Genomic DNA, 23,379 nt, shown 5'->3' with positions numbered 1-23,379 from the left:
CAAGCCTTGGGCAATGTTCCTGAAAAGCGACAAGAGGATGTCCGACTTGGCTGATCAGATTGTGAGCGGGTTGAGCCTGATCGTCGTTGCACAAGCCATCGCGTGGGCGCTGCTTGTATTCATCCTTTTCGTGACGATTGCCCCCATCCGGTTGCGGCCGCGGACGATCACCTACGTCAACCTTGATCGGAGCCTGGCTTTCGCGGCGATGGCGTTCTTCTTTGTGCTCGGCTATTCACGCTCCGCAGCACTGGTTGCCCTCGCTTGTGTGATCGGCGCAGGCCTGTCTGAATTACTGCAGCTCTTGTCGCCGTCGCGCCATGCACGGCTGCCCGACGCAATGGCCAAATCCAGTGGAGCCGCAGCCGGTGCCATTGTGGCCATGGTCGCATTGGCGACCTCCGGCTCAATGGCAATTTGAAACCAGGAGGCTACTCGGCGGGCGATCAAGGGCGCTTTCCGGAAACGTTTTAGTATGGCAGATAGGAAGGCGAGGCTTTCAATCGGGAGGAAGATTGCCGCAGATGAGGGGAATTCGCCAACTCGCAAAGCATCTCGACATTTCGATCGGGACGGTTTCGCGTGCGCTGAATGGCCGGCCCGATGTCAACGAGGAAACGCGCAAGCGCGTGCTCGCGGCCGCCGAAGAGCTGGGCTACGTGGCGAACCAGTCGGGACGGAGCCTGCGCCAAGGCACGACAAACGTCATCGGCCTGATGATTGAATCCAGCAAGGAAACGGTCGAAAACAGTGATAACTTCTTCCTCGGCGTTACCGGCGGCCTGCAGAGCGTCCTGTCGCGTCATAAGCTTGACCTGCTCATGCTGCCGTGCCCCAACGATGAAGACCCGTACGAATATCTGAAGCGGATGGTCGCGCGGCGCATCGTCGACGCAATGATCATTTCGGCCACACAGCGCGTCGACAAGCGCATCGATCTTCTCGTCAAGGCCAAGATTCCCTTCGTCGCGCTCGGGCGCAGCACATCCGGCGGCAACCACACCTGGATCGACCTTGATTTCGAGGGTGTTGCCGCGTGCGCTGTTGATCGCTTGGTGTCGAAGGGGCATCGCCGGATCGCCGTCGCAGCGCCGTCCAACGACATCAACCTCGGCTATATTTTCGTTGATGCCTATCGCCAGTCGCTTGAACGACATGGCATCGCCTACGATCCGTCGCTGGTAATCCGCGTCAAATCGAGCGAGCAGGGCGGCTATCAGGCCGGTCACGAGATGCTGCGGCTCGACCGCAAGCCGACCGCAATCATACTCATATACGAGCTCATGGCGATCGGCCTTTACCGGCGTCTGAACGAAGCGGGCATCGTTCCCGGGCGCGACCTTGCGGTCATCGGTTTTCGCGAAGAACCGCGCGGCAAATTCCTGCAGCCATCGCTTACCTGCTTCCGCATGTCGCTGCGCGATCTCGGCGTCGAGCTCGCTGAAACCTTGCTTGCGACGATGCCCGCCTATGCCGAACACTACCCGAAGGGTGCCCGCAACACGATTTGGCCTCTCGAGCTCGCGCCCGGCGAGAGCGATGCCTTTTCGTTAAAGGCATAGGTCAGGAGTGGCCGCCATTTTGTTTGCGGCCGCTCTCGCGAGAGTGTCGACTGAACCAGGCAAAGTCCACTTGTCGCAATCGCATCGCGGCGGACACGACGACCTTTTGTGTCGTGTGCTGCCGAACAGCTTTCTCAGTTCACCAATATGGTGACCTGGCAGTTTTTCGTTCGCGGTTAGAAGCCCTTTCTCAGGTCAACTTGACATCATCAGGGGCATGTTTCGATCACGCTGCATCAGGTCGATGAAGGGTCTTGACCTCAAGAAAATCCTCCAGCCCGAACACTCCACCTTCCCGTCCGTTGCCGGATTGCTTATAGCCGCCGAAGGGACTTCCATAGCGATGCGGCGCACCGTTGATGTGAACCATTCCGGCCCGCAGCCTTGTCGCGACGCGCTCGGCGCGATCCGGGTCACCCGTCTGGACATAGGCAGCCAGTCCATAGTTCGTATCGTTGGCGATCGCGATCGCCTCCTCCTCGGTGTCAAACCTCATGATGGCCAGCACTGGCCCGAATACTTCCTCTCGAGCGATCCGCATGTCATTGTTGACGTCGGCGAAAATCGTCGGCTTGACGAAATATCCGGTCTCAAAGCCCTCCGGCTTGCCGGCTCCGCCGACGAGAACGCGCGCGCCTTCGGCAATACCGGCGTCAATCAATGCCTGCACGCGGCCGAATTGGATGTCGCTGACAAGCGGGCCGATGTGGCCACCTTCTTCTGCCGGATGGCCAACCTTTGCTTCGCGGCCTACGCGCTCGGCAATTTCGACGGCCTTATCGTAGACCGAACTCTGCACGATGAGGCGGGTCGGCGCATCGCAGGACTGCCCCGAATTGTTGAAACATTCAAGCACGCTTGCCGTTACGCGATCCTCCAGATCGGCATCCTCGAATACGAGGTTGGGCGACTTGCCGCCGAGTTCCAGCGTCACGCGCTTGACCGTGTCCGCCGCATCCTTGCTGACGGCAATGCCCGCACGGGTCGAGCCGGTGAAGGACATCATATCGACATCCCTATGCCTCGACAGCGCGGCTCCGACATTGACACCGTCGCCGGTCACAAGGTTGAAGGTGCCGGCAGGGAAGCCCGCCTCATGCACCATTTCCGCATAGAGCAGGGCGTTGAGCGGTGTGAATTCGGAAGGCTTCAGTACACAGGTCGAGCCTGTTGCCAGCGCCGGAACCACTTTCAGCGCAATCTGGTTGATCGGCCAGTTCCACGGGGTTATGAGCCCACAGACGCCGATTGCCTCACGCAGAAGGACGTCGCCGTTCGGCAGTGTGTCGCGCATCTTCAGCCATTTCAGTGCATCGATGAAGCCCTTGAGGTGACCGACGCCAACGTCGGCCTGTTGTTCGCGGCTCATGGTGATCGGTGCACCGAGCTCGAGCGTGATCGTCTGTGCCATCTCTTCGTAGCGGCGTTTGTAAATCTCGAGCAGTCTTTCGAGGAGCGCCAGGCGCTCCTCGACGCTTGTGCGGCTGTAGGTCGCAAAAGCCTTCTTGGCAGCCGCAACCGCACGGTCGATGTCGGCGGCCGTACCCATCGAAATAACCGCAACCGGCTGTTCGGTCGCCGGATTGATGACCTCAAGGTCGTTTGCCACCAGCGGCGCGACCCATTCGCCATCGATATAGAATTTGCGTTTGTCGAGCATGCTGTTACTCCCGTCAGATTTTCTTGTGTTTTTTGTCCAGCCAGTCCGTGATCAACTGGCGGTATCGCTCGCCAGAGAAGCTTGGAAAATGCCCGCCATGCACGACGCGGGCCGGAATGGTCAAAAGGCGCTCCATCGAGGCGAGGTAATCGTCCTCGTTGGAATGATAAGCGTCTTCAATCAGTGGTCCATCATAGAGAAGATCACCAGAAATGAGCGTTTCCGTCCTTGCTTCCCAAAGAGCAATACCGCCAGGCGAGTGGCCGGGCGTATGGATCACCTCGAAGGTACGGTCACCGAGATCGATAACGTCACCGTCCTCCAGGATACGCGTGGCCGGTGCCTTCTTCACGCCGTAGCATTTCGAGCAATAAGGCTCGGGCGGTAGCGCCTCGAAGATGTCATCGGTGACGTAGGGGTCGGCAAGCGTGTTCGCCCGCGTCGGATTGGCAAGCAGATCGGATTCGGCTGAATGGACCGCCCGGCATTCGAACTCGTGATGGCAACCAATATGGTCGAAATGGGTGTGACTTGCGACTGCGATCAGATCGCGCTCAGTGACAAGCGGTACCCATTCGCGCAACGAAACAACGCCCATGCCGCTGTCGACAAGCATGTCGCGATCGCGCCCGCGCACGTGCCAGATGTTGCATCGGTAAAATTCCTGGATGAACGGCTCAGAAATGAGGGTGACGTCATCCGCCAGCCGTTTCACTTGGTACCATTTGTCCGGGTCGACACGCTGCATCGTCTCAGCCTATGCCTGTTTCGACGGCAAGGCTACGATATCGCCAACATTGACGGCAATGTTGACTGCCTGGCCCTCCATCACGGCCGCCGATTGCGGCATGTGTGCGATGATGCTCGTTTCCGGAGCGCTGGCGGGCGCCAGATGGCACCGATAGTGCGTGCCGAAGAAGGCGCTGCTGGCAACGGTGGCCTGGCCGAGCGCTGTGACAGCGACATCCCCTTCGCCAGCCCGGCGGAAATGTTCCGGCCTGATGCAAAGTGTCGTCGGCTGGCCGGCGGACGGCGTGCCCGCTGTGAAACAGGCTTTCGGCAACGAGACCTTGCCCAGCCGCGTTTCGACGATGGCGTGGCTGCTATCAACATCGCTGATCGTGCCAGGAACGAAGTTCACTTCACCCATGAAGCCAGCTGCAAAAAGCGAGCGCGGGCGCATGTAAATTTCAGAAGGTGGTCCAAAGTCTTCGATCTTGCCCTGGTTCATGACGACGATCCGGTCGCCGATGGCCATTGCCTCTTCCTGATCATGGGTGACGTGAATGAAAGTTGTGCCGACGCGTTTTTGGATCGCCTTCAATTCGTCCTGCATCTGCCGGCGAAGCTTGAGGTCGAGTGCGCCGAGCGGTTCGTCGAGCAAAAGCACGTCGGGATCGACAGCCAGGGCGCGGGCGAGTGCCACGCGCTGGCGCTGACCACCCGATAGCTCGTGTGGCTTCTTGTCCGCGGAAGACTTGAGGCCGACAAGGTCGAGGAAGGCCTTCGCGCGCTCCTCGCGCTGCGCCTTGCCGACACCGCGCATTCTAAGGCCGAAGCCGACATTGTCCTTGAGCTTCATGTGTGGGAAGAGTGCATAGTCCTGAAACATCGTTGTTGTTGGACGCTTTGCCGGCGGGACGTTGGTCATCTCCTTGCCGCCGATCGCAATCCGCCCTTTGGTCGGCACAAGGAAGCCTCCAAGGATGGACAAAAGCGTCGTCTTGCCACAGCCGGACGGCCCGAGCAGAACGATGAATTCGCCAGCATTTATCTCGAGGCAAACATCGTCGAGCGCCGTGAAGTTGCCGAATGTCTTCGTCGCGTTCTCGATGGAAACCGTCGCGGTCATGATTTCTTTGTCCTTCCAAACAGGAACACTTCCAAGACGACCAGCAACGTCACCGAAACGAGAAATACCAGTGATCCGATGGCATTGGTCTTTGGATTGAGACCGGAACGAAGCAGGCTCCAGATCTCGACGGGGAGCGTCACGTCGAAGCGCGACAGCAAGAATGCGATTATGAATTCGTCCCAGCTGAACGTCATGGACAAAAAGAAGGAGGCAAAAAGCGACGGCAGCAGCATAGGCGCGGTCACGAGAGCCATGACTTTGATGTCACTTGCACCGAGATCCCGCGCGGCCCGCTCGATGTTGATATGGTGGTCGCCCATCGACGAATAGATGATCGCAAAGCAGAGCGGCAAATTGATCACCACGTGACCGATGCCGACGGTCCAGAGCGAAAGACCGATGCCAGCGACATTGAGGGCCGTCAAAAGCCCGAGCGCAATAATAAGATAACTGACGGTCATTGGCGCGATAAGCAAGCCACGTAGAAGGATCGATCCCGGCAGCTTGAAGCGCGCAAGCGCATAAGCGGCCAGAAATCCGAGAAGGCAGGCAAGGAAAGATGATGATGTGGCCACCAGCAAGGAGTGCAGCAGCGCCGACATCAGCTTGCGATCGGCAAAGACGGCCTCGTACCATTGCAACGAGAAGCCGTTGAACGGTGGCACCGGCAGGCGCCCATCCTGAAAGGAAAATAGTACGAGGACAATAACTGGCAGGAAGATGAAGCCAAAGATCAGGACGCCGTAAATGCCGGAGATAATGTTGGTGAGCCTGTCGCGCGTCATTATGTTCTCTCGATTTTCAGCCAGCGTGCGCAGGCAACGTAAGCGGCGGTAACCACAAGCATCAGGACGATCGAGAGTGTTGCAGCCATCGGGAAATCCGCGCGGCGACCAAGCTGCAGCATGATGATCTGCGGCAGCACAAGTTCATTGTTGCCTCCGAGAATCTGCGGCGTGACGTAGTCACCGATGCAAAGCACGAAGGTCAGGAAAGCGCCTGTCATGATACCCGGCATGGTCAGCGGCAGAACGACATGCCAGAACGTCTGAAACGCATTCGCACCGAGGTCGGCTGCCGCGCGGCGATAGTTTGGCGAGAGCTGCGCGAGATTGGCATAAATTGTCAGGGTCAAAAGCATGACGAAGAAATGAACAAAGCCGATGACCGTTGCCGTGCGGTTGCTGGCGAGTTCCAACGGTTCGCTGATTACGCCGATTTTGATCAATGTCTGATTGATCACGCCATTGCGCGACAGTACCAGCAGCCAGGAATAGGACCGTACGACGTAGGAGGTCCAGAACGGCAGGATTGCAAGGATCAACGTCGTTCGCTGGTATTTTTGTGGCACCCGCTCGGCAATGATCCAGGCAAGCGGATAGGCAAAAAGGACCGAGAGGACGGTGACGATAGCGGTAATTTCCAGCGAGTTTGTCAGTCCGCGGAAAAGAGCATCCTTTTCGAAAAAGGCGATGTAGTTGCCAAAGTTCCAGACGTGAACGATCGATCCGCCTTGTTGCGTCCAGAGGCTCATTGCCGCCATGAAGAGAAAGGGGGCGACAAAGAAGACGATTGTCCAGACGAGAGCCGGGGCGACAAATCCCCAGGCTTTGCGGCGTTCGGCATCTTCAAGAGAATAAGCAGGCACGGACAAGCCTCCGGTGCCCTCTCCCAGGGTCAGGGAGAGGGTATGGTGATCGGACGCAGAAAGGGCAAAGGCGTCAGTTCTGAAGCATCTCTGTCCAGGCATCCTGCATCTTTGCGTCCAGTTCAGCACTTGGGATCGGATAAAGCTGCGTGCGCTTGAGGTAATCGGCCTGCTCGTTCCAGCGCAGAGCGGTCTTCTGTTCGGCGGTCAGATGCTCGCCTGCCTTGGCGTTTGCAGGCATAGCCCAGTAGCAGGAAGAGGTCGCAAGCCGCGCCTGTCCTTCGGGGCTGACGATATACTGCACAAACTTCAGAGCGAGGTCCTTTTTCGTCGAACTTTTCATGACGCCGATTGACTGCGCCCAGCGCACCGCGCCCTGCTCCGGAATGGTCCAGTCGAGGTTGGGCTTGTCCTTTACCAATCCCGCGGTCAGCCACTCCCCGCCGCCGAAAACTATGTCCACCTCGCCTGTCGCAAGCGCCGTCTGCGACGATACGACGTCGCTGACCTGCTTGGCGTTGGCCTTCAGGGCAAGGAGCTTGTCCTTGATAGCCGGCATATCGGCATCCGTAAGGCTCGAGGTCGCCTTGCCGAGATCGATCCCGGTCAAGCCGATCATCGGCAGATAGTAGTCATAGACGGCAATACGACCCTTGTATTTCTCTGACCAGAGCTTCGACATGTCCTTCATGTCGGCAGGATCAACCTTCGTCTTGTCGTATGAAACGGTATTGTAGCCGAATTTCTCGGTGACGGCGTAGATCTTGCCATCTCGACTGTTGTTGGCCTCCATGCGCACCTCAGGGAAGATATCCGCGTTCGGAAGCGCATCGGCTGGCATCTCCGCAAGGATCTCCTTGTCGACAGCGCGCTGAACGTCGACGCCGTCAATAACCAGCACGTCCCAGTCTCCCGGGCGCGACTGGTCGATGATGGAAAGCCCAGCGCCGGTGCCCTCGTATTCCTTCAGGTTGACCTTGACGTTGTTCGCTTTCTCGAATGGCTCGATCAATGCCGGATCGGTGTGGTCGCACCAGACAAGTGCGTTCAACTCATCCTGCGCCAGAACGGGCGCCGAACTCAGCGCAGCAGATGCCGCTGCAAGAGCCAATGTGGCGGCGGATGTCAAAAATCTGCGCGCAGATATGCCTGCAATAAGATCGGTCATGATGTTGCCCTCTGGTCAGTGACGCTCGTTTCGGCGTCTTCATGAAAAAGATTGAATGAGTTCATTTTTTAAGTCAATATCATTTTTGAGGGCATTCATTATTCGAAAGAGCAGACATGACGGGACTGCGTGCTAGGCAGAAAGCCGATCGTAATCGTCGCATACTGGAAGCGGCGGCGAGCCTGTTTCGTGAAGTCGGCTATGACAGCGCGCGGATCGAGGACATTGCCGAGCGCGCGGAGGTGTCGGTCGGCACGGTCTACAATTACTATGAAAATAAGGGAGATATTCTTGTCGCCACGGTTTCCATGGAGGTCGAGGAGGTTCTGGAATCGGGCATGTCAATCGTCGAAAACCCTCCTGCCACAACGCTCGACGCGCTTCAGGTCCTGATCGACCAATACTTCGACCATTCGCTCGTCTATCTCAGCAAGGAGATGTGGCGCACAGCCATGGCTTTCTCAATCCAGCAGCCCGAGAGCCCGTTCAGCCGCCGGTACACCGAACTCGACGGCCGTCTGTGCGACCAGGTTTCGATGCTGGTCCAGAAACTTCAGCTTCGCGGCGCCGTCATGCCCGGGATCGACACGGTCGCGGTGGGCCAGATGGTCTTTAATAACCTCAATATGATGTTCCTCGAGTTCGTCAAAGATGAAGCGATGACACTTGAGACACTCAAGGAGCGTGTCGGGCGACAGAACAGGCCGCTTGCTGTCTTGATCAGCAGCCCAAGACTTCAATAACTGGGAACTTAAGGGATGGAACATCAGCAATACGCCGTGCTTGCCGCGGCAGACCGCCTCATCGACGCTTTCGGCAGGCACGATCGCGACAGCTATTTCTCTGCTTTTGCGCCGGAGGCCACCTTCATATTTCACAACCTCGACCGGCGGCTCGCCAGCCGTGGCGAATACGAGGCGCAGTGGGCTGTTTGGGAGACGCGCGACGGTTTTCGTGTTCGCGGCTGCCGCTCGAGCGACAGAGACGTCCAGATCGCCGGCTCCATTGCCATATTCACACATTCCGTTGAGACGGACCTCAGCTTTGACGGCGAAGTGTCGACGAGCATGGAGCGCGAAACCATCGTTTTCGCGAAGCAGCCAACCGGCGAGTGGCTGGCCATTCACGAGCACCTCTCGCAGCGCACTTAGGAATAGTCTAATCGGATGCTGCCTGTGGCGAGCGGGTCGGGCTTATCGGGATCGTGTTGAGCATTTTGAAAGGGACAAGAAAATGGTCGAGTTGAAAAGGCGCCTGGAGGAACTGCGCAAGAAGTTCGCCGGAAACGCGGAATTCTTCGATCCGCGTTTCCGGCGCGTGGCTGAAAAGATCTTCAGGGGCGGCACGCGCGCTGCGCCCTATTCTGGAATTTCGACTTTTGCGGGCTTGCCCTACAAGGAAGTCAATTTCGCCGCCCCCGACTTTGGTGACCTGCAGGTTGCGGCGGTCGGCATCCCGATGGATCTCGGTGTCAGCAATCGTCCGGGTTCGCGGTTTGGACCAAGGGCGGTTCGCAGTATCGAAAGGATCGGCCCCTACAACCATGCGCTCGACTGCGCGCCAGCTTACGATCTCCGCGCAGCCGATATCGGCGACATCCCGTTCGCCAGCCGCTACCGCCTGGAGCAATGCCACGACAATATCGAGGCCGTAATCCGACAGATCGTAGACGCAGGTGTCATTCCGCTCTCTGTCGGCGGCGACCACTCCATAACCCATCCGATCCTCAAGGCGGTCGGCGCCAAGGAGCCTGTCGGCCTGATCCATATCGATGCCCACTGCGACACGGGTGGCCCGTTTGACCAGACGAAATTCCATCACGGCGGGCCGATGCGCAATGCCGTGCTTGACGGCGTTCTTGATCCGACCCGCACGATCCAGATCGGAATTAGAGGTCCTTCCGAATATCTCTGGGAGTTCTCCTACGAGTCCGGCATGACGGTAATCCATGCCGAGACGATCAACGGGATGGGCATCCCGGCGATCATCGATAAGGCACGCCAGATCGTCGGCAATGGCCCTACCTACCTTTCGTTCGACGTCGACAGCCTGGATCCTGCCTTTGCGCCGGGCACAGGCACGCCCGAGATCGGCGGCTTGACGACCCGTGAGGCGCTGGAACTCCTGCGCGGGCTGAAGGGGCTCAACTTTGTTGGTGGCGATGTCGTTGAGGTGGCGCCGCAATATGATAGCACCACCAACACCGCACAGGTCGGTGCCCAGGTGCTGTTTGAGATCCTAAGTCTTCTGGTCTTCAGCCCGGCAGTGACGGGGCACAAGTAGGCGTCATTTGATAGACAGTTGCCAAAAAAAGATCGTAGCTGGTTTCTGTGTTTGGGAAGACACTAGAAAGTGCTGCTGACCACAATTGCCGCATCGACCCCTTCCGCGTTTTGGCGCGAGCAGATGCGGGGTTTGCTGCGGATGATGTTCAATTTCGGCCACAGGAGGGTGCGATAGCCTTGGCATTCGCTGCCGGCGGTCCAGCGCAACAAACGGGAATAGACAAGGGGTTGCCGGCACTTTTCGGCAGGTGACATGTATCTCGATGGAGGCGGGCGGGCGGTCTGCCTCCATCATTTGCTATTCCTCCGATCGCCAAAAGACTGCCGACTTCAACCCTCCCGGCCGTGATCGTCGCTTGTCAGGGGTACGAACAGACCGAGCTTGACATCCCGCAATACCACATTGGTATGCATGCGGCGGATCTGTTGGTTTTCCGCCATGATCAGAGCCGCGATATCGTCATAGTGCTCGACGTCACGCGCGGTGATGATGGCGATAAGGTCCACCGCTCCTGTAACGTAATAGACCTGTTGGATGTGATCCTGTTTTTCCGCCCAAAGGCGAAACTTGGCCAGCGCGTCGTAGTTGTCTCGCTCGATCTCCATTCCAACGATAAACACCATCGGTGTTCCCGTGACCTTACGGTCGACGACAGCCACTTCCGTTTTGATAATTCCGTCCTCGCGAAGGCGTTTTAACCGCCTTTGCACAGCCGATGTCGAAAGCCCGACCCGTTCGGCGATGGTCTCAGCCGTAAGCTGACAGTCGCGCTGAACGATGTCGAGAATATCGCGATCGAAACGATCCAGTTTTTCCATTCCCGCTCCTTCGGTCCGGGGGTGGCTAGTTGCCTCCAAGACGGACGTTCCGTCATGTTTGATGCACGAGGAACGAATTTCTGCATATATTACCTAAAATGACCAGAAATTGCGCGCAAAAACTGCGCGTCTTCGCGATATTCTCCGCAAATTGTTTTTGACCGGAACCGATATGGCTGAACCCTCATCCCAGGCCCTTCGTGAGGACAATCTGCACAAGAGCTTCGGCCCACATGAAGTGCTCAGAGGCATTTCGGCGAAAGCCGGTAAGGGCGACGTGATTTCGATCATCGGCTCGTCGGGCTCTGGCAAAAGTACATTGCTGCGCTGCATCAATCTCCTGGAAATTCCGGATCGGGGACGCATCGTCGTGAATGGCGAGGAAATTGCCTTGAAGCCCGTTCGCGGCGGACAGATGCAGCCGAAAAACTGGCGACAGGTGGAGCGAATGCGCACCGGCCTTGGCATGGTTTTTCAAAACTTCAATCTCTGGGCTCATCGGACGGTGATCGAGAATATCATTGAGGCCCCGGTACACGTCATGAACGTTCCTCGCCGAGAGGCTCTGGAGAAGGCGGAAGCTCTGCTGAGCAAGGTCGGACTTTACGAAAAGCGCGACGCTTACCCAGCCTTCCTGTCAGGGGGGCAGCAGCAGCGTGCGGCAATTGCCCGGGCGCTCTGCGTCGATCCGGCCGTGATGCTCTTCGACGAGCCGACCTCCGCCCTCGACCCGGAACTCGTGGCGGAAGTGCTCAAGGTCATTCGTGATCTCGCCGAGGAAGGCCGGACCATGCTGCTCGTCACCCATGAGATGCGCTTTGCCCGCGATGTCTCCAGCCATGTTCTCTTCCTGCATCAGGGACGGATTGAAGAAGAGGGCCCGCCGGAGCAGGTCTTCGACGCTCCCCTCAGCAGTCGCTGTCGGGAATTCACCGGTATGCGCGCTCACTGATCCTGCACCGAACCATCACAGACACCACCAGCCAGGGAATCCCGCGAATGAAACTGCTCTCGACACTTCTTGCCGGCGCCGCGCTTGCTCTTTGCGCCTTTACGGCTCACGCCGAAGTCCGCTTCGGCGTCATGAACGAATCCTATCCGCCATTTTTTGCCAAGGATGCTTCGGGTGAGTGGCAAGGCTGGGAAATCGACCTGATGAACGCCGTCTGCACGCAGATGAAGGAAAAGTGCTCGATCGTCGAGCTCTCCTGGGATGGCCTTATTCCGGCCCTTCAGAGCAAGAAGTTCGACGTGATCTGGTCATCGATGTCGAATACCGCAGAGCGCTCCAAGGTGATCGATTTCACCGACAAATATTACAATACACCCAGCACCCTGATTGGCTCCCGGGACGAGAAGCCAGGTGCGACCGCCGCGGACGTCAAGGGCAAGACCATCGGCATTCAGGTGTCCACCATCCAGTCGGAGTACTACATGAAATATTTCGCCGATGTCGCAGAGGAGAAGACATACCAGACGCTCGACGAGGCCTTCCAGGATCTGGCTTCCGGCCGCATCGACTATGTCTTCGGCGATTCTCTTGCTCTTGATGCCTTCCTGAAGAGCGACAGCGGCAAGGATTGCTGTGCCAAGATGGGTGATGTCGCCGACGACCGGGAAATTCTCGGAGCCGGTGTGTCCGGCGGCCTGCGCAAGGAGGACACGGAGCTTAAGGCAAAGCTCAATGCGGCGATCGCTGCTGTGCGCGCCAGCGGCACGTATGATCAAATCACCAAGAAGTATTTCGACTTCGACATCTACGGCGCAAAATAAGCGTTCCGAACGATGGCGGTCACCCAACAAGGTATCCTGGAACTGCTCTCCCCCTACCCGCCCGGGTGGGGTGGAGTGTTGCTTTGGGGGGCCGCTTCTACGGTCGCCATCTCCGCCGGCGCCTTTCTGATCGGTCTCGTGCTCGGCATGGGAGGCGCTCTTGGCAAGCTTTCCGGTAACAGGCCGCTCCGCCTCCTTCTCGATCTTTATACGACAGCCATCCGCGCCATTCCGGAACTGATTTTGATCGTCGGTCTTTACTATGCCGGAATGGACGGTCTCAACCTGCTCCTGGCCACACTCAATCTGCCGGCGATCGAAATGAACGGCTTTGCCGTGGCCGTCGCCGTACTCGGCTTCGTGCAAGGCGCCTATACGACGGAAGTGCTGCGCGGCGCCATCCTTGCCATACCCGTCGGTCAGATCGAGGCGGCGAAAGCCTTCGGCATGACGCCGATGCTGCGTTTCCGCCGTGTCGTGCTGCCGGCATTACTGCCGAACGCATTGCCAGGCCTTGCCAATCTGTGGATGTCGATCACCAAGGACAGCGCGCTGGTCGCTGTCGTCGGATACCAGGAACTAGCGCTCTCCACCCGACTTGCGGGCGCCAGCACCAAGCACTACTTCGTGTTCTTTCTTGCGTCTGCTTTTCTCTATCTCGCCCTCACACTCGTCTCCAACGTCGTTTTCAGCCTGATCGAGCGCCGCGTACGGCGCGGCCAGCCGAAGCCTGCCTGAGGAACAAAGGCATGACCTTCTCATGGATCGCATCCTACTGGCCACTTTTATTGGCAGGAGCCGGACAGACCGTATTGCTGCTGGTGATCTCGGTCGTGTTCGGTTTCGTCCTCGCAATCGGCCTTGCTTTCGCTCAGGTCAGTGGCAGCCCGCTTGTGCAGCATCTTGCTCGTGGCTACGCAACCTTCTTCCGGGGCACGCCGCTGCTCATCCAGCTCTGGCTTCTCTATTATGGTGTTGGTTCGCTATTGCCGATGATCCCGTGCATCCGCCAAAGCCCGTTCTGGCCGATCCTGCGTGAGGGGTTCTTCTTCGCCGCCGTGAGCTTTACGCTGAACTACGCGGCCTATGAGGCGGAAGTATTGCGCGGCGCGCTGCTTGCGGTGCCAAAGGGCGAGTTGGAAGCAGGCCGTGCATTCGGGATGCGGCCCTTCACGCTGATTTGGCGCATCTGGCTGCCGCGCGCCATTCGCATCGCACTGCCGACGATCGGCGGCGAAATCGTCATGCAGCTGAAAGCAACACCGCTGGCTTTCACGGTCACGGTGATGGATCTCTATGCGGTGGCCAGCAAGGTGCGGCAAGACACGCTGCTCGTCTATGAGCCGCTGATCGTGGTTACCGTCTTTTATCTCATTCTCACCGCCATCATCGCCCGGGCCTTCCGCCTCCTCGAAGCGCAGGTACCGGTGCGGCGCTAACATCACTGCATGAAGCAGGGGTCGCGCCTTGGCGCGGATCCCACGCATCCTCGGAGACCAGACCCATGAGCAAACTCTACATTCTCGACGGCGGCATGAGCCGCGAACTCGTGCGTCTCGGCGCAGAACTGAAGCAGCCGGAATGGTCGGCGCTGGCGCTGATCAATTCGCCCGAGATTGTTCGCAAGGTCCACGATGAATTTATTCTCGCAGGCTCGGACGTCGTCACGACCAACAGCTACGCACTGGTCCCCTTTCATATCGGCGAGGAACGTTTCTGGAAGGAAGGTGCCGCTCTCATCGCGCGCTCGGGTCAACTGGCGCGCGAAGCCGCGGATGCGTGCCAGGAGCGGAAGGTTCTGGTCGCCGGTTCGCTGCCGCCGATCTTCGGCTCCTACGAGCCACAGAACTTCGATCCCTTGAAGGTGCAGGACTACCTGAAGGTGCTCGTGGAAAATCTCGATCCTTATGTGGATGTGTGGCTCGGCGAAACTCTCAGCCTGATTGCCGAGGGGGCGGCCGTTCGCACGGCGACCGCGGCGACCGCCAAGCCGCTCTGGATCTCGTTTACGCTGGCCGATGACATGGCACAGCGAAACGGTGGCGAACCGAAACTGCGTTCCGGCGAGCTGGTCGAGGACGCGGCGATCTGGGCTGCCTCGAGCGGCGCAAAGGCGCTCCTGTTCAATTGCAGCAAGCCGGAAGTAATGCAGTTGGCGGTCGAATTGGCAGCCCGAGTGTTCTCAAACAGGCGCGCGACGCTCGATATTGGTGTCTATGCCAACGCCTTCGAGGGCGAGCAAGGCGATTCTGCAGCCAACGAGGGCCTGCACAAGACCCGCAACGATCTGAATGATGACACCTATTCACGCTTCGCCTGCTCGTGGGCAGATGCCGGTGCGACAATGATCGGCGGCTGCTGCGGGGTTGGCGCGGGCCATATTCATCGGCTCAGGCAGGTACTGCTGGGTTGATAGGACGCACTTACGATGGTCTGCGCGATACTAACCACGATATGGCGAGCGTCGGAGGACTGAAGCCAGGAGGCGGGCCGGACGGTGACGCCGCCTTTCGATGCGGCGCCTTCACACGAGATCGACAGCGTAACCGCCGAGGGCCAATTTATCCGAGCCAATATCGTGGCCCCGGTCCCTTGCGTCCTGCCACATCGGCAGGGTTTGCAAGCATGCACCGGTCCATCGAAAGACAGCCGCAGCCGATGCACTCGGTCAGCCCGGAGCGCAGACGTTGCAACTCGTCGATACGCTCATCGATGCGCTTTGCCCACTCGCCCGACAATCGCGACCAATCCTGACGCGACGGGACGTGGTCGGCCGGCAACTTGCCGAGCGCGGCACCGATCTCCTCAAGCGTCAGCCCAACGCGCTGCGCAAAGATGATGAAGGCGACCCGGCGCAGCACGGATCGGTGATAGCGCCTGTGTCCTGAGCCAGCCCGCTCCGATGTGATCAGCCCTCGTTCTTCGTAATAACGCAGGGCCGATGAGGCAACGCCGCTGCGCCTTGAGACGTCAGTGATGGTCAACATCGAATCCATAGGCAGAGGAAAGCACGATTCCCGCTTGACTTCAAGTTAACTTGAACTTGTAGCCATTGTTCCATGAGGATTGAAGGAGCAGTGACAATGCGAACGAATGACGATCTTAAGGGACTTCGCGTGGCGGTCACCGGCGGCACGTCCGGCCTCGGATTGGCGCTAGTGCGACAGCTTACAGCAAAGGGTGCGTGCGTTGCTTTCATTGCCCGGACCACTGCGAACGTCGAACGCATCGCTGACGAAACCGGGGCGCACGGCATTGTCGGCGACGTCGGTAAGAAGGAGGACATCTACGCAATCGCGTTGCAGATCACGGCACGCATCGGCGGGCTCGACGTCCTGATCAACAATGCGTCAAGCCTTGGCCCTGTCCCCCTGGCGCTTCTTGCGGATACCGATTGCGAGGACATGGAATCGGCGCTCGCCGTCAACCTTGTCGGCGCATTCCGGTTGACGAAAGCGTTATTCGGCGCACTTGCAGCGTCCGCACGTGCAGGCCGCGGCGCCCTGGTGATCAACATCTCAAGCGATGCGGCGGTGAACCCCTATCCCGGTTGGGGTGCCTACGGTACGAGCAAGGCCGCTCTTGCCCATCTCACAGCGATTTGGGATGAGGAGGCGAAAGCCGACGGCATAAGGCTCCTGGCGCTTGATCCTGGGGACATGGACACTCCACTGCACGCGCTGGCGCTGCCGGATTCCGATCCGTCCAACTTGAAGGCCCCAGAGCTGGCCGCTGCCGAGATTATCGAAAAGATGCTAGACGGGCTGCTGGTTAATGCGTTTGCCATCGGGGCCCATGTATGATTGCCGCTGACCGGCTGGACCGGCACTCAGCAAGGCTGCTCGTCATAGAGGCGGACGGCTCGATGCGTCACCTGCAGCGCGCTAAGTTCGAAACTTTATTTGATCCCGGCGATCTGGTTATCGCCAATGACGCCGCGACCTTGCCAGCGAGCCTACACGGCACCCATCTCCCGAGTGACAAGCTCATCGAGATCCGCCTTGCAGGCTGGCTGTCACTTTCGGATCCCGCCCGTTTCGTGGCGATTGCCTTCGGCTCGGGCGACCACCACACACGCACGGAGGACCGGCTGCCTCCACCTGGGCTGTCGGTGGGCGATCGTCTCCGGCTCGGCCCGCTCGAAGCCATGATAGAGCGGCTTCTTGGCCATCCTCGCCTTCTGGAACTGCGCTTTTTAAGCAACCGGGCAGCCGTGTTTGCAGGACTGGCACGGCACGGTCGGCCGATCCAATACGCCCATGTTGCCGAACCATTGCCATTATGGGATGTCTGGACGAAGATAGCTGCCGCGCCGGTCGCGTTCGAGGCGCCGTCGGCAAGCTTCGCACTCGACTGGCACACGCTGCAAGCCTGGCGTCGGCGCGCCGTTGGTTTTTCAACTCTCACGCATGCCGCGGGCGTTTCTTCCACTGGCGATCCAGCGCTCGACTTGCGTCTTCCATTCGACGAGCCGTACTACATCCCGAGGCATACCGCCGTCGAGATCGCACGGGCGAAGCTCCGTGGTGGCCGTATCGTCGCGATCGGCACAAGCGTCGTGCGCGCGCTTGAGGCGGCCACCGATTGCGACGGCAATGTGAGTGCCGGAGGGGGCGTTGCGACGGGGCGGATCGGCCGAGGCACGCGGCTTCGCGTCGTCGATGCGGTTCTCACGGGTGTCCACCAGCCTGGGGAAAGCCATTTCGAGCTCCTGCGTGCCTTTGCCGAGGATGATCGACTTGCGAGGGCCTCGGCGACCCTCACCGCGTGCCGCTATCGCACGCACGAATTCGGTGATTCCGTGTTGCTTCATCGCCAACCCACGCTTCTATCGCGCGAATAGAATCGGAGCGGGTGCTTCACCCGAAGGCTCTACTTGAGGCTTGGCTATCCTGATGAGACGCCAAGCCACTGAAGAAGCCGCCGAAGAGCGAGGAGACCCGTGCGTTCGCGCTGGGCTTGTTGCGAAGACGCTCTGATCAGCGCCTTTGGGGGGCGATCGCCGCTTGCGCACCAATGGCTTGGATCAGCGGGGCGTAAGGTCTTGGAGGATCGAAAAATTGGCGCAGCTTGCATCGATATTGCCGATGCGGATGGCATGTTCCGATCGGGCGGTCAAAAGTGACAAGCGCACGTTCCGGGCGCACTTTGCTTGCACCAGAAGTTCCTGACGTGCGAAGATCAGTCCGGATTGGTCGGTGAGTTCAAACGCAACGTGTTCGCTGTAGGCGTCATCCGCGATGGTAAGTGTCGCCAATCCAGACAGCATTTCGTGAGGACTCCTCGGATTTTCCTCATCTTTGCTTGAGGCAAGGCGACGCTTCAATTGGGACAGAGAGTTTTCCCCACAACTCTAGACCATGCATTAATACCGGTGGAGCGCTGCGCCTATTCATCGCTTTCGGCCACCAGTGGTCGACCCCTTTAAGGAGAGCCTCCGCTACTGCGGTCGCGAGCGCGTTTCTGATCTTGGCGATTGCCTGCTCGCTTATCTGGCGCCGCAGTCGCCCAGGTTTCGGCTCCAGTCCAACCGCCGTTATGAAGTGCCAAAAGGCTTCTGGCCTGCGAGCTCGCAAATGGAACACTCCGCTGGTCAAAATGCTACCCTTCCGTCGGGACGCGCCGAGATGATCGCAAAGCTGGCCTGCAACGTCAGCCTTCTCACTTCTTGTCGAAATGATCCGCGTTCATTCCGAGAGCCTTTGCGAGTGCCTTTTTGCCGCTATCGGGAAGCCTCCTAAGGCTGCTGGTGATCCCTTCCTGCCATGACGGTCCCCTCTGCCACGCCTCCTCATAGGCATCGGCCAACACGTCGCCTTGACGTGTCTCGACGAGCGCTTCGAAGAGCAAGGCAGCCTGAGATCGGTCTTTGTCCGCCTTGGCACGTCCGAGCGCGTCTGCGACCCGTCTGGATGCCACGATGAGCTTATGGACTGCATATCTCTCGGGAGCCGGGACAAGGACGTTTACGCCTTCACGATGGAGAAGCACCGTGCGAACAGGCTCGTAGATGAGGTAGTCGAGAAATCGCAGGTTTTCCGCCGACGCGCCGCCCAGGGCGGGCATGAGCGACGGCTTACCCGTGTAGTCGTCTGAACCCCGGTTTCCCGTGAGGAACTCGACCCGGTAGCCTTTGCTGTTCGAGAATGCGACGACTTTCGCCTGGTCCGATGGATGTGGGACCGCTCGGAAGCTGTCGTCGACCGACCTTAGGATTTCCAGCACTGGCGGTAAACTGTCCTGCACTCCGGCCGCGATTGCGAAGTCCTGGGCAAAATCGGCATCACCGGTTTGCATTGCCGACGAGGGCAGCCGAACGCCGAGAAGGCCCGCATAGGTGCCGAATCCGACCGACCCGATCAGGACTGCCCGCAGTTGGAACAATCCGGCGTCCGCAAGGGCCTTCGTGATGTCGCCTGCGAACGGGTCCGGGCCGGGGAGACCAGCACGGCGCAACGAGCTAACCATGCGCCGGCGCTCCCTGATGTTGTCCTTGATCTCCTTGTGGGCTTTCACCCGCGCCGTGATCTCTTCGTCGCTGTGCGGGCCGACATAACTTCGCTTGTCGCCGTTTGGAGTAGGTAGATCGAAGTACCAATACTCGCGACCCTTAACGGGGACGGTGACGAAACGGCCCTCCAGGGGGAAGTCCGCGTGGAACTGCGCATCGAGCGAACGCTGCGCCAGCTCCGCAAACATCGTTCGGTATGCGAGGTCGATCTCTTTCATTATCGGTATTTTTTCCTTCGGCGCCGCGGCCCTTTGGCTGGCCACCTCGGCACGGCCCAGGGGAGGCCGCTTCTTGAAACGCTTTACGTTTACTCCAGAGGACCACCAAGCTATAATGTTTTCGCAAGAACATTATACCTTCCCTGGGGTGTGTCAATGCAGTAGTTATAATTTTCGCGCAGAAACATTATAACTACTGCGCAATCGCCGCCGCGTTTTGAGCCTTGCGGAACAGCGGTCCCAGAAGACCTGCCGCATGCTTTAACGGATGCATTTGCCAGGGACGGGCAAAGGCAATGGCGCAGCGGGCGTCGAGGACCGCGATAGCTCCGCTGTGCTGACGTCAGCCGGCGTGGCGCGGAAGCGCACACGGGAATCAGCCTTCCTTATGTGGCTCCCGGACAGGTCGACGTGTTTCGAGGTCGAATGTGTCGCCAGAACTCAGCACGTGAAGCCTGAGATCGTAGATCGACAGAGCTTCTTCAGTAGAGGCCTCGGCAATGTTCGAATGAGTGACATCACCGCCGTCGACGAGATAGACGGCTCCACTGCCTATTACCCTGAACTGATGACCCTGAACGACGATCGCTGTGTCCTCATCGATTCCAATGCCGAGCACGCGCGGGTTCTGCGAAACAGCGCCGATAAGGCGTCCGATCCTCCCGCGTTCGGCAAAATGCTGGTCGATGATTACGTTCGGGAGAAGTCCGAGGCCGGTGGCCATGCTGATGTCGCCGATGCGGAAGGAGGAGGCATTCCGGCCGCGAACCAGCATCGTCTCACTCATTGCCGAAGCGCCCGCTGAGGTTCCCGCAATGACCCCTCCGTCGGCGAAGATGTCGTGAATCTGCCGGTAGATGGGGGTATCCCCGATCAGGCTGGTGATGCGCAGCTGGTCGCCCCCGGAGAAAAACACCGCTTTGACCTGCCTTAGCCTCTCGAGCTTGTCGTCCATCGCCGCCTGGTCCCGCTCATCGATGTAGAGTTCTGTCACGTCAGGCACGCCGAGAGCGGCAAAGGACGACCGATATTTCTCGAGATAGCCGTCGGGTTCGTGCGAGGCCACCGTTGCCAACACGAGCTTGCCGTCCTTGATGCGGCTCGCCACCTCCTTCAGAATGACCCGGTGGTCATTGTGATCCTCGTGCCCGCCAATGATGATCAGGGTGCCGCGGCCGGATTTTCCGGTCTTCGTTTCCTTAGCCACGGCGCGTTTCCCCCTTTCTCAGGTAGATCTGGGGATCAGGATGGGCGCTGCTTGCAAAAGCCACCGCGAAATCTTCGCTGCTATGGGCCCAGCCGAACTTCCCATCGGGCGTCAATACGATGCCGCCCGCTTCGCCGCCGGTGCGCTCCAGATGAGCCAGCGCCGCCTCAACCGCCTGGTCGGGCGAAAGATCCTCCAGCGCCTGCATCACACGGGCGGCCAGGATCATTCGCGCGATCTGCTCACCATCGCCGGAGAAGACGACGCCGCCGATATTGTCGTCGCAGTAAAAGCCGCAGCCAGGCTGCGGCGAGTCGCCGACCCTTCCCGGCGGCGCGCCCTCAAGGCCGCCCGTGGAGACGGCTGCCGCAATACGGCCGCTTCCGTCAAGAGCAAGACAGCCAACTGTATCGTGCCCCCTTTCCTCATGTGCCGATCGTTTGGGCACAGCTATCATTGCGTCGGGGTCGCAGAGCAGCTCGCCCGCCTCGGTCGCGAAGGCTCTTGCACCGTCGCTGGCAATCAGAACGGGCTCTTCATAGAGCATCGCCTTGGCGACAGAGATTGGATTGCGCAGCCCCTTGGCAACGGCCACAGCTCCGACGTGAAAGCCCGCTCCTTCCATCAGCGCGGCGCACATTTCCACCTCGCCATCGGAATTGCGTGCGCTGCCATAGCCGGCATTGAAGGTCGGATCATCTTCCAGAACGCGAACCGCGGCTTCAACGGCATCCACACTGTTTCCGCCGTTCCGCAGGATCTCCACTCCTGCCACCAACGCTCGTCGGCAGCCGGAACGGTTCGCGGGCGCATCATTTTCAGCAATGGTCTTGGCGCCGCCATGTAGAATGATCGACCACATCAGGACGTCCTCGCCTCGGTCTTCATCGTCATCTCGGGGGGAACGAAGCCCTTTTTGCGCCTGCGGACTTGACGAGATGCCTGCTGCCAGACTTTACCCACATCGTCAGCAGTGACGACCACGAGATCATTTTCCAGCGCCACAGCGAGAGCCTTGTCGACGGCTCGTCTTTCGCTCAGGACGATTTCGATATTCTCAAGCGGGAAACTCGCACGTCTCGCTCCTTCCATCAGGATAGAGGCCACCTCACCGGCGGGCCGGCCACGTGGATCGCCATCTTCCTTCAGGATCAACTTGTCGAAGACGCCACCAGAAAGCCTGCCCATTTCCAAGATGTCTTCATCACGCCGATCACCCGCGATCCCGATCACGCCGATGCAGCTGCGGTGCTCCGCTTTGAGCTTTTCGACAAGCCCGCCGAGTGCGCGCAGACCGTCGGGATTATGGGCATAGTCGACGATGATCCTTAAACCATGCCGTTCGATGATGTTCAGGCGGCCGGGAGACTGCTCGAACGAGGTGCCGAAGGTGCTCAGCGCGTTGCGGACCACCGGCAACGCGATGCCGGCGCAATAGGCCATCGCCGCCGCCGCAAGCGAGTTCTCGACGTTGAAGCCGGCCAGGCCGCCAAGGGTCGCCGGAATTTCACCCGCCGTGGCGGCCAGCATCGTCTGGCCGCCATCGTAAAGCAGTATGTCCTGCCGCCTGGATGCCAGGTCGCAAGCGACGGCTTTGCCGCCTTCCCGAACATGATCCTTCAGGAAATCGGGCCAGTGGTCCTGCGGCTGTGTCGTGAAGTAGCACAGCTGACCGCCTGCTTCCTCGCGCATTGCAGCCGTATGTATGTTGTCGGCGTTGAGAATGCTCCATCCACCCCGCCTGACCGACTCGACCACGATGGACTTTACAGCAGCGAGATCCTCAACGGTCGCAATGCCCTTCAGACCGAGATGATCGCTCGCCACGTTCGTCACGCAACCGACGTCGCAATGCTCGAAGGCCAGGCCCTCACGAAGGATGCCGCCCCGGGCCGTTTCGAGCACCGCCACGTCGATGGTCGGCTCGGCAAGGACCACTCGGGCGCTTTTGGGCCCGGTGCAGTCCCCGCTCATGATCCGCCGGCCGTCTATCTATATGCCGGTGCTCGTGGTCAGCCCCACCTTCTGGCCATCGGCCGAGAGAATATGAGCAAGCATCAGGGCAGTGGTCGTCTTGCCATTCGTGCCCGTAACGGCGAATACCGGAACGCTCGAGGGCGTTCCCTGCGGATAAAGAAGGTCGAGAACCGGCTTCGCGACGTTACGGGTCCGTCCCTGGGAGGGATAAAGATGCATGCGGAAACCGGGCCCGGCGTTGACCTCAATAATGCCACCACCTGTTTCGAGGACAGACCGGCCAATGTCCGGCGCGATAAAATCGATGCCAGCAATGTCGAGACCGACGATCTGTGCCGCCCGGCAGGCAATCAGTGCGTTGTCGGGGTGAACCAGGTCGGTGCAGTCGACTGCAATGCCGCCGGTCGAAAGATTGGCTGTTGGCAGCAGCACCACCGGCTCGTTCCTGGCAGGCACGCTTGAAAGGCTGAGATCCGATCGCGCGATGAAATGCAGCAGGCAGTCATCCACCACGATCTTGGTCAGCGCTGCTTCGTGCCCTTCGCCGCGACGTGGATCCCGGTTCACCTGTTCAATCAGTTCCCGGATCGTCGATCGTCCGTCGCCGGTGACTTGTGCGGGAACTCGCTTCGCCGCGGCGACGAGTTTTCCGCCCACGACCAGAATGCGGTGGTCCGCGCCGGTCAATTGCTGCTC

General features: G+C 59.3%; 26 protein-coding genes. 12 read left to right on the top strand and 14 right to left on the bottom strand.

The genetic code is table 11. The features are described from left to right. The first annotated feature begins 37 nt into the window (after window positions 1-37). A complete protein-coding gene (locus tag BN77_RS25455; protein WP_040678783.1) occupies window positions 38-421 on the top strand; it encodes an antibiotic resistance protein VanZ in 384 nt (127 codons plus the stop codon). 103 nt (window positions 422-524) lie between these two features. Then, window positions 525-1,562, top strand: a complete 1,038-nt coding sequence (locus BN77_RS25450; RefSeq protein WP_040678451.1) for a LacI family DNA-binding transcriptional regulator — start codon at window positions 525-527, stop codon at window positions 1,560-1,562. A gap of 226 nt (window positions 1,563-1,788) precedes the next feature. Here BN77_RS25450 and BN77_RS25445 read toward each other — a convergent pair whose 3' ends face one another. From BN77_RS25445 to BN77_RS25420, 6 genes are all read right to left on the bottom strand, one after another. Next, window positions 1,789-3,222, bottom strand: a complete 1,434-nt coding sequence (locus tag BN77_RS25445) for an aldehyde dehydrogenase family protein (RefSeq protein ID WP_007537552.1) — start codon at window positions 3,220-3,222, stop codon at window positions 1,789-1,791. Between the two features lie 13 nt (window positions 3,223-3,235). Next, entirely contained in the window at window positions 3,236-3,970 is a 735-nt protein-coding gene (locus BN77_RS25440; protein ID WP_007537550.1) for an MBL fold metallo-hydrolase, read from the bottom strand. A 9-nt stretch (window positions 3,971-3,979) separates the two neighbouring features. After that, the gene (locus BN77_RS35970) at window positions 3,980-5,074 is read right to left on the bottom strand and encodes an ABC transporter ATP-binding protein (RefSeq protein WP_007537548.1); all 1,095 of its coding nucleotides are present in this window, start codon (window positions 5,072-5,074) and stop codon (window positions 3,980-3,982) included. Continuing rightward, entirely contained in the window at window positions 5,071-5,862 is a 792-nt protein-coding gene (locus BN77_RS25430) for an ABC transporter permease (RefSeq protein WP_007537546.1), read from the bottom strand. Before BN77_RS25430 ends, BN77_RS35970 begins: the two co-directional genes overlap by 4 nt. Beyond that, entirely contained in the window at window positions 5,862-6,725 is an 864-nt protein-coding gene (locus tag BN77_RS25425) for an ABC transporter permease (protein ID WP_007537544.1), read from the bottom strand. The genes BN77_RS25430 and BN77_RS25425 overlap by 1 nt, the downstream gene beginning before the upstream one ends. Window positions 6,726-6,798: 73 nt before the next feature. Continuing rightward, window positions 6,799-7,893 (bottom strand): polyamine ABC transporter substrate-binding protein, encoded by a 1,095-nt coding sequence (locus BN77_RS25420; RefSeq protein WP_007537542.1) that lies wholly within the window; start codon window positions 7,891-7,893, stop codon window positions 6,799-6,801. A 116-nt stretch (window positions 7,894-8,009) separates the two neighbouring features. Between BN77_RS25420 and BN77_RS25415 the strand changes: the two genes are divergently transcribed. The 3 genes from BN77_RS25415 (at window position 8,010) to speB (ending at window position 10,176) form a co-directional block, all read left to right on the top strand. Further along, entirely contained in the window at window positions 8,010-8,636 is a 627-nt protein-coding gene (locus BN77_RS25415; RefSeq protein ID WP_007537540.1) for a TetR/AcrR family transcriptional regulator, read from the top strand. Window positions 8,637-8,651: 15 nt separating this feature from the next. After that, window positions 8,652-9,044, top strand: a complete 393-nt coding sequence (locus BN77_RS25410) for a YybH family protein (RefSeq protein WP_007537538.1) — start codon at window positions 8,652-8,654, stop codon at window positions 9,042-9,044. A gap of 82 nt (window positions 9,045-9,126) precedes the next feature. After that, the gene (gene speB, locus BN77_RS25405) at window positions 9,127-10,176 is read left to right on the top strand and encodes an agmatinase (protein WP_007537535.1); all 1,050 of its coding nucleotides are present in this window, start codon (window positions 9,127-9,129) and stop codon (window positions 10,174-10,176) included. Between the two features lie 332 nt (window positions 10,177-10,508). On the opposite strand, the gene BN77_RS25395 is transcribed toward speB, so the two are convergent. Continuing rightward, window positions 10,509-10,997, bottom strand: a complete 489-nt coding sequence (locus BN77_RS25395) for an Lrp/AsnC family transcriptional regulator (RefSeq protein WP_007537533.1) — start codon at window positions 10,995-10,997, stop codon at window positions 10,509-10,511. 172 nt (window positions 10,998-11,169) lie between these two features. Here BN77_RS25395 and BN77_RS25390 point away from each other — a divergent pair, with 172 nt between their 5' ends. The 5 genes from BN77_RS25390 to BN77_RS25370 all read left to right on the top strand — a co-directional run bounded on the left by BN77_RS25390 (window position 11,170) and on the right by BN77_RS25370 (window position 15,183). Then, on the top strand, window positions 11,170-11,949 hold the full coding sequence (locus BN77_RS25390; RefSeq protein ID WP_007537532.1) for an ABC transporter ATP-binding protein: 780 nt from the start codon (window positions 11,170-11,172) through the stop codon (window positions 11,947-11,949). Window positions 11,950-11,996: 47 nt separating this feature from the next. After that, window positions 11,997-12,770, top strand: a complete 774-nt coding sequence (locus BN77_RS25385) for a transporter substrate-binding domain-containing protein (protein WP_007537530.1) — start codon at window positions 11,997-11,999, stop codon at window positions 12,768-12,770. A gap of 12 nt (window positions 12,771-12,782) precedes the next feature. Then, window positions 12,783-13,508: an ABC transporter permease gene (locus BN77_RS25380; RefSeq protein ID WP_007537528.1), complete on the top strand. Its 726-nt coding sequence runs from the start codon at window positions 12,783-12,785 to the stop codon at window positions 13,506-13,508. 11 nt (window positions 13,509-13,519) lie between these two features. Next, window positions 13,520-14,209, top strand: a complete 690-nt coding sequence (locus BN77_RS25375) for an ABC transporter permease (protein WP_007537526.1) — start codon at window positions 13,520-13,522, stop codon at window positions 14,207-14,209. A gap of 65 nt (window positions 14,210-14,274) precedes the next feature. Continuing rightward, window positions 14,275-15,183, top strand: coding sequence for a homocysteine S-methyltransferase family protein (locus tag BN77_RS25370; protein ID WP_007537524.1), 909 nt, complete (start codon window positions 14,275-14,277; stop codon window positions 15,181-15,183). A 148-nt stretch (window positions 15,184-15,331) separates the two neighbouring features. Here BN77_RS25370 and soxR read toward each other — a convergent pair whose 3' ends face one another. Continuing rightward, a complete protein-coding gene (gene soxR / locus BN77_RS25365; RefSeq protein WP_341872167.1) occupies window positions 15,332-15,757 on the bottom strand; it encodes a redox-sensitive transcriptional activator SoxR in 426 nt (141 codons plus the stop codon). 96 nt (window positions 15,758-15,853) lie between these two features. On the opposite strand from soxR, the gene BN77_RS25360 reads away from it, so the two are divergent. Both BN77_RS25360 and BN77_RS25355 read left to right on the top strand, forming a co-directional pair. Continuing rightward, window positions 15,854-16,573, top strand: a complete 720-nt coding sequence (locus BN77_RS25360; protein ID WP_007537520.1) for an SDR family NAD(P)-dependent oxidoreductase — start codon at window positions 15,854-15,856, stop codon at window positions 16,571-16,573. Continuing rightward, the gene (locus BN77_RS25355) at window positions 16,570-17,613 is read left to right on the top strand and encodes an S-adenosylmethionine:tRNA ribosyltransferase-isomerase (protein ID WP_007537518.1); all 1,044 of its coding nucleotides are present in this window, start codon (window positions 16,570-16,572) and stop codon (window positions 17,611-17,613) included. The genes BN77_RS25360 and BN77_RS25355 overlap by 4 nt, the downstream gene beginning before the upstream one ends. Before the next feature lie 183 nt (window positions 17,614-17,796). Here BN77_RS25355 and BN77_RS25350 read toward each other — a convergent pair whose 3' ends face one another. The 6 genes from BN77_RS25350 to BN77_RS35720 all read right to left on the bottom strand — a co-directional run bounded on the left by BN77_RS25350 (window position 17,797) and on the right by BN77_RS35720 (window position 23,370). Then, complete coding sequence (locus tag BN77_RS25350; RefSeq protein ID WP_007537516.1) at window positions 17,797-18,039, bottom strand: hypothetical protein; 243 nt, start codon at window positions 18,037-18,039, stop codon at window positions 17,797-17,799. A gap of 392 nt (window positions 18,040-18,431) precedes the next feature. Beyond that, window positions 18,432-19,502, bottom strand: a complete 1,071-nt coding sequence (locus tag BN77_RS25345) for a nucleotidyltransferase family protein (protein WP_040678782.1) — start codon at window positions 19,500-19,502, stop codon at window positions 18,432-18,434. Between the two features lie 373 nt (window positions 19,503-19,875). Further along, window positions 19,876-20,706 (bottom strand): cyanophycinase, encoded by an 831-nt coding sequence (locus BN77_RS25340; protein WP_007537508.1) that lies wholly within the window; start codon window positions 20,704-20,706, stop codon window positions 19,876-19,878. Beyond that, complete coding sequence (locus BN77_RS25335; RefSeq protein ID WP_007537506.1) at window positions 20,699-21,568, bottom strand: isoaspartyl peptidase/L-asparaginase family protein; 870 nt, start codon at window positions 21,566-21,568, stop codon at window positions 20,699-20,701. Before BN77_RS25335 ends, BN77_RS25340 begins: the two co-directional genes overlap by 8 nt. Continuing rightward, on the bottom strand, window positions 21,568-22,680 hold the full coding sequence (locus tag BN77_RS35725) for a glutamate ligase domain-containing protein (protein WP_007537504.1): 1,113 nt from the start codon (window positions 22,678-22,680) through the stop codon (window positions 21,568-21,570). Before BN77_RS35725 ends, BN77_RS25335 begins: the two co-directional genes overlap by 1 nt. A gap of 18 nt (window positions 22,681-22,698) precedes the next feature. Beyond that, a complete protein-coding gene (locus BN77_RS35720) occupies window positions 22,699-23,370 on the bottom strand; it encodes a Mur ligase family protein (protein ID WP_007537502.1) in 672 nt (223 codons plus the stop codon). Between the last annotated feature and the right edge of the window lie 9 nt (window positions 23,371-23,379).

The organism is Rhizobium mesoamericanum STM3625, assembly GCF_000312665.1.
Lineage (GTDB): Bacteria > Pseudomonadota > Alphaproteobacteria > Rhizobiales > Rhizobiaceae > Rhizobium > Rhizobium mesoamericanum.
Note: the sequence above shows the minus strand (reverse complement) of the source record. Positions and strands in the feature narration are given on the sequence as shown.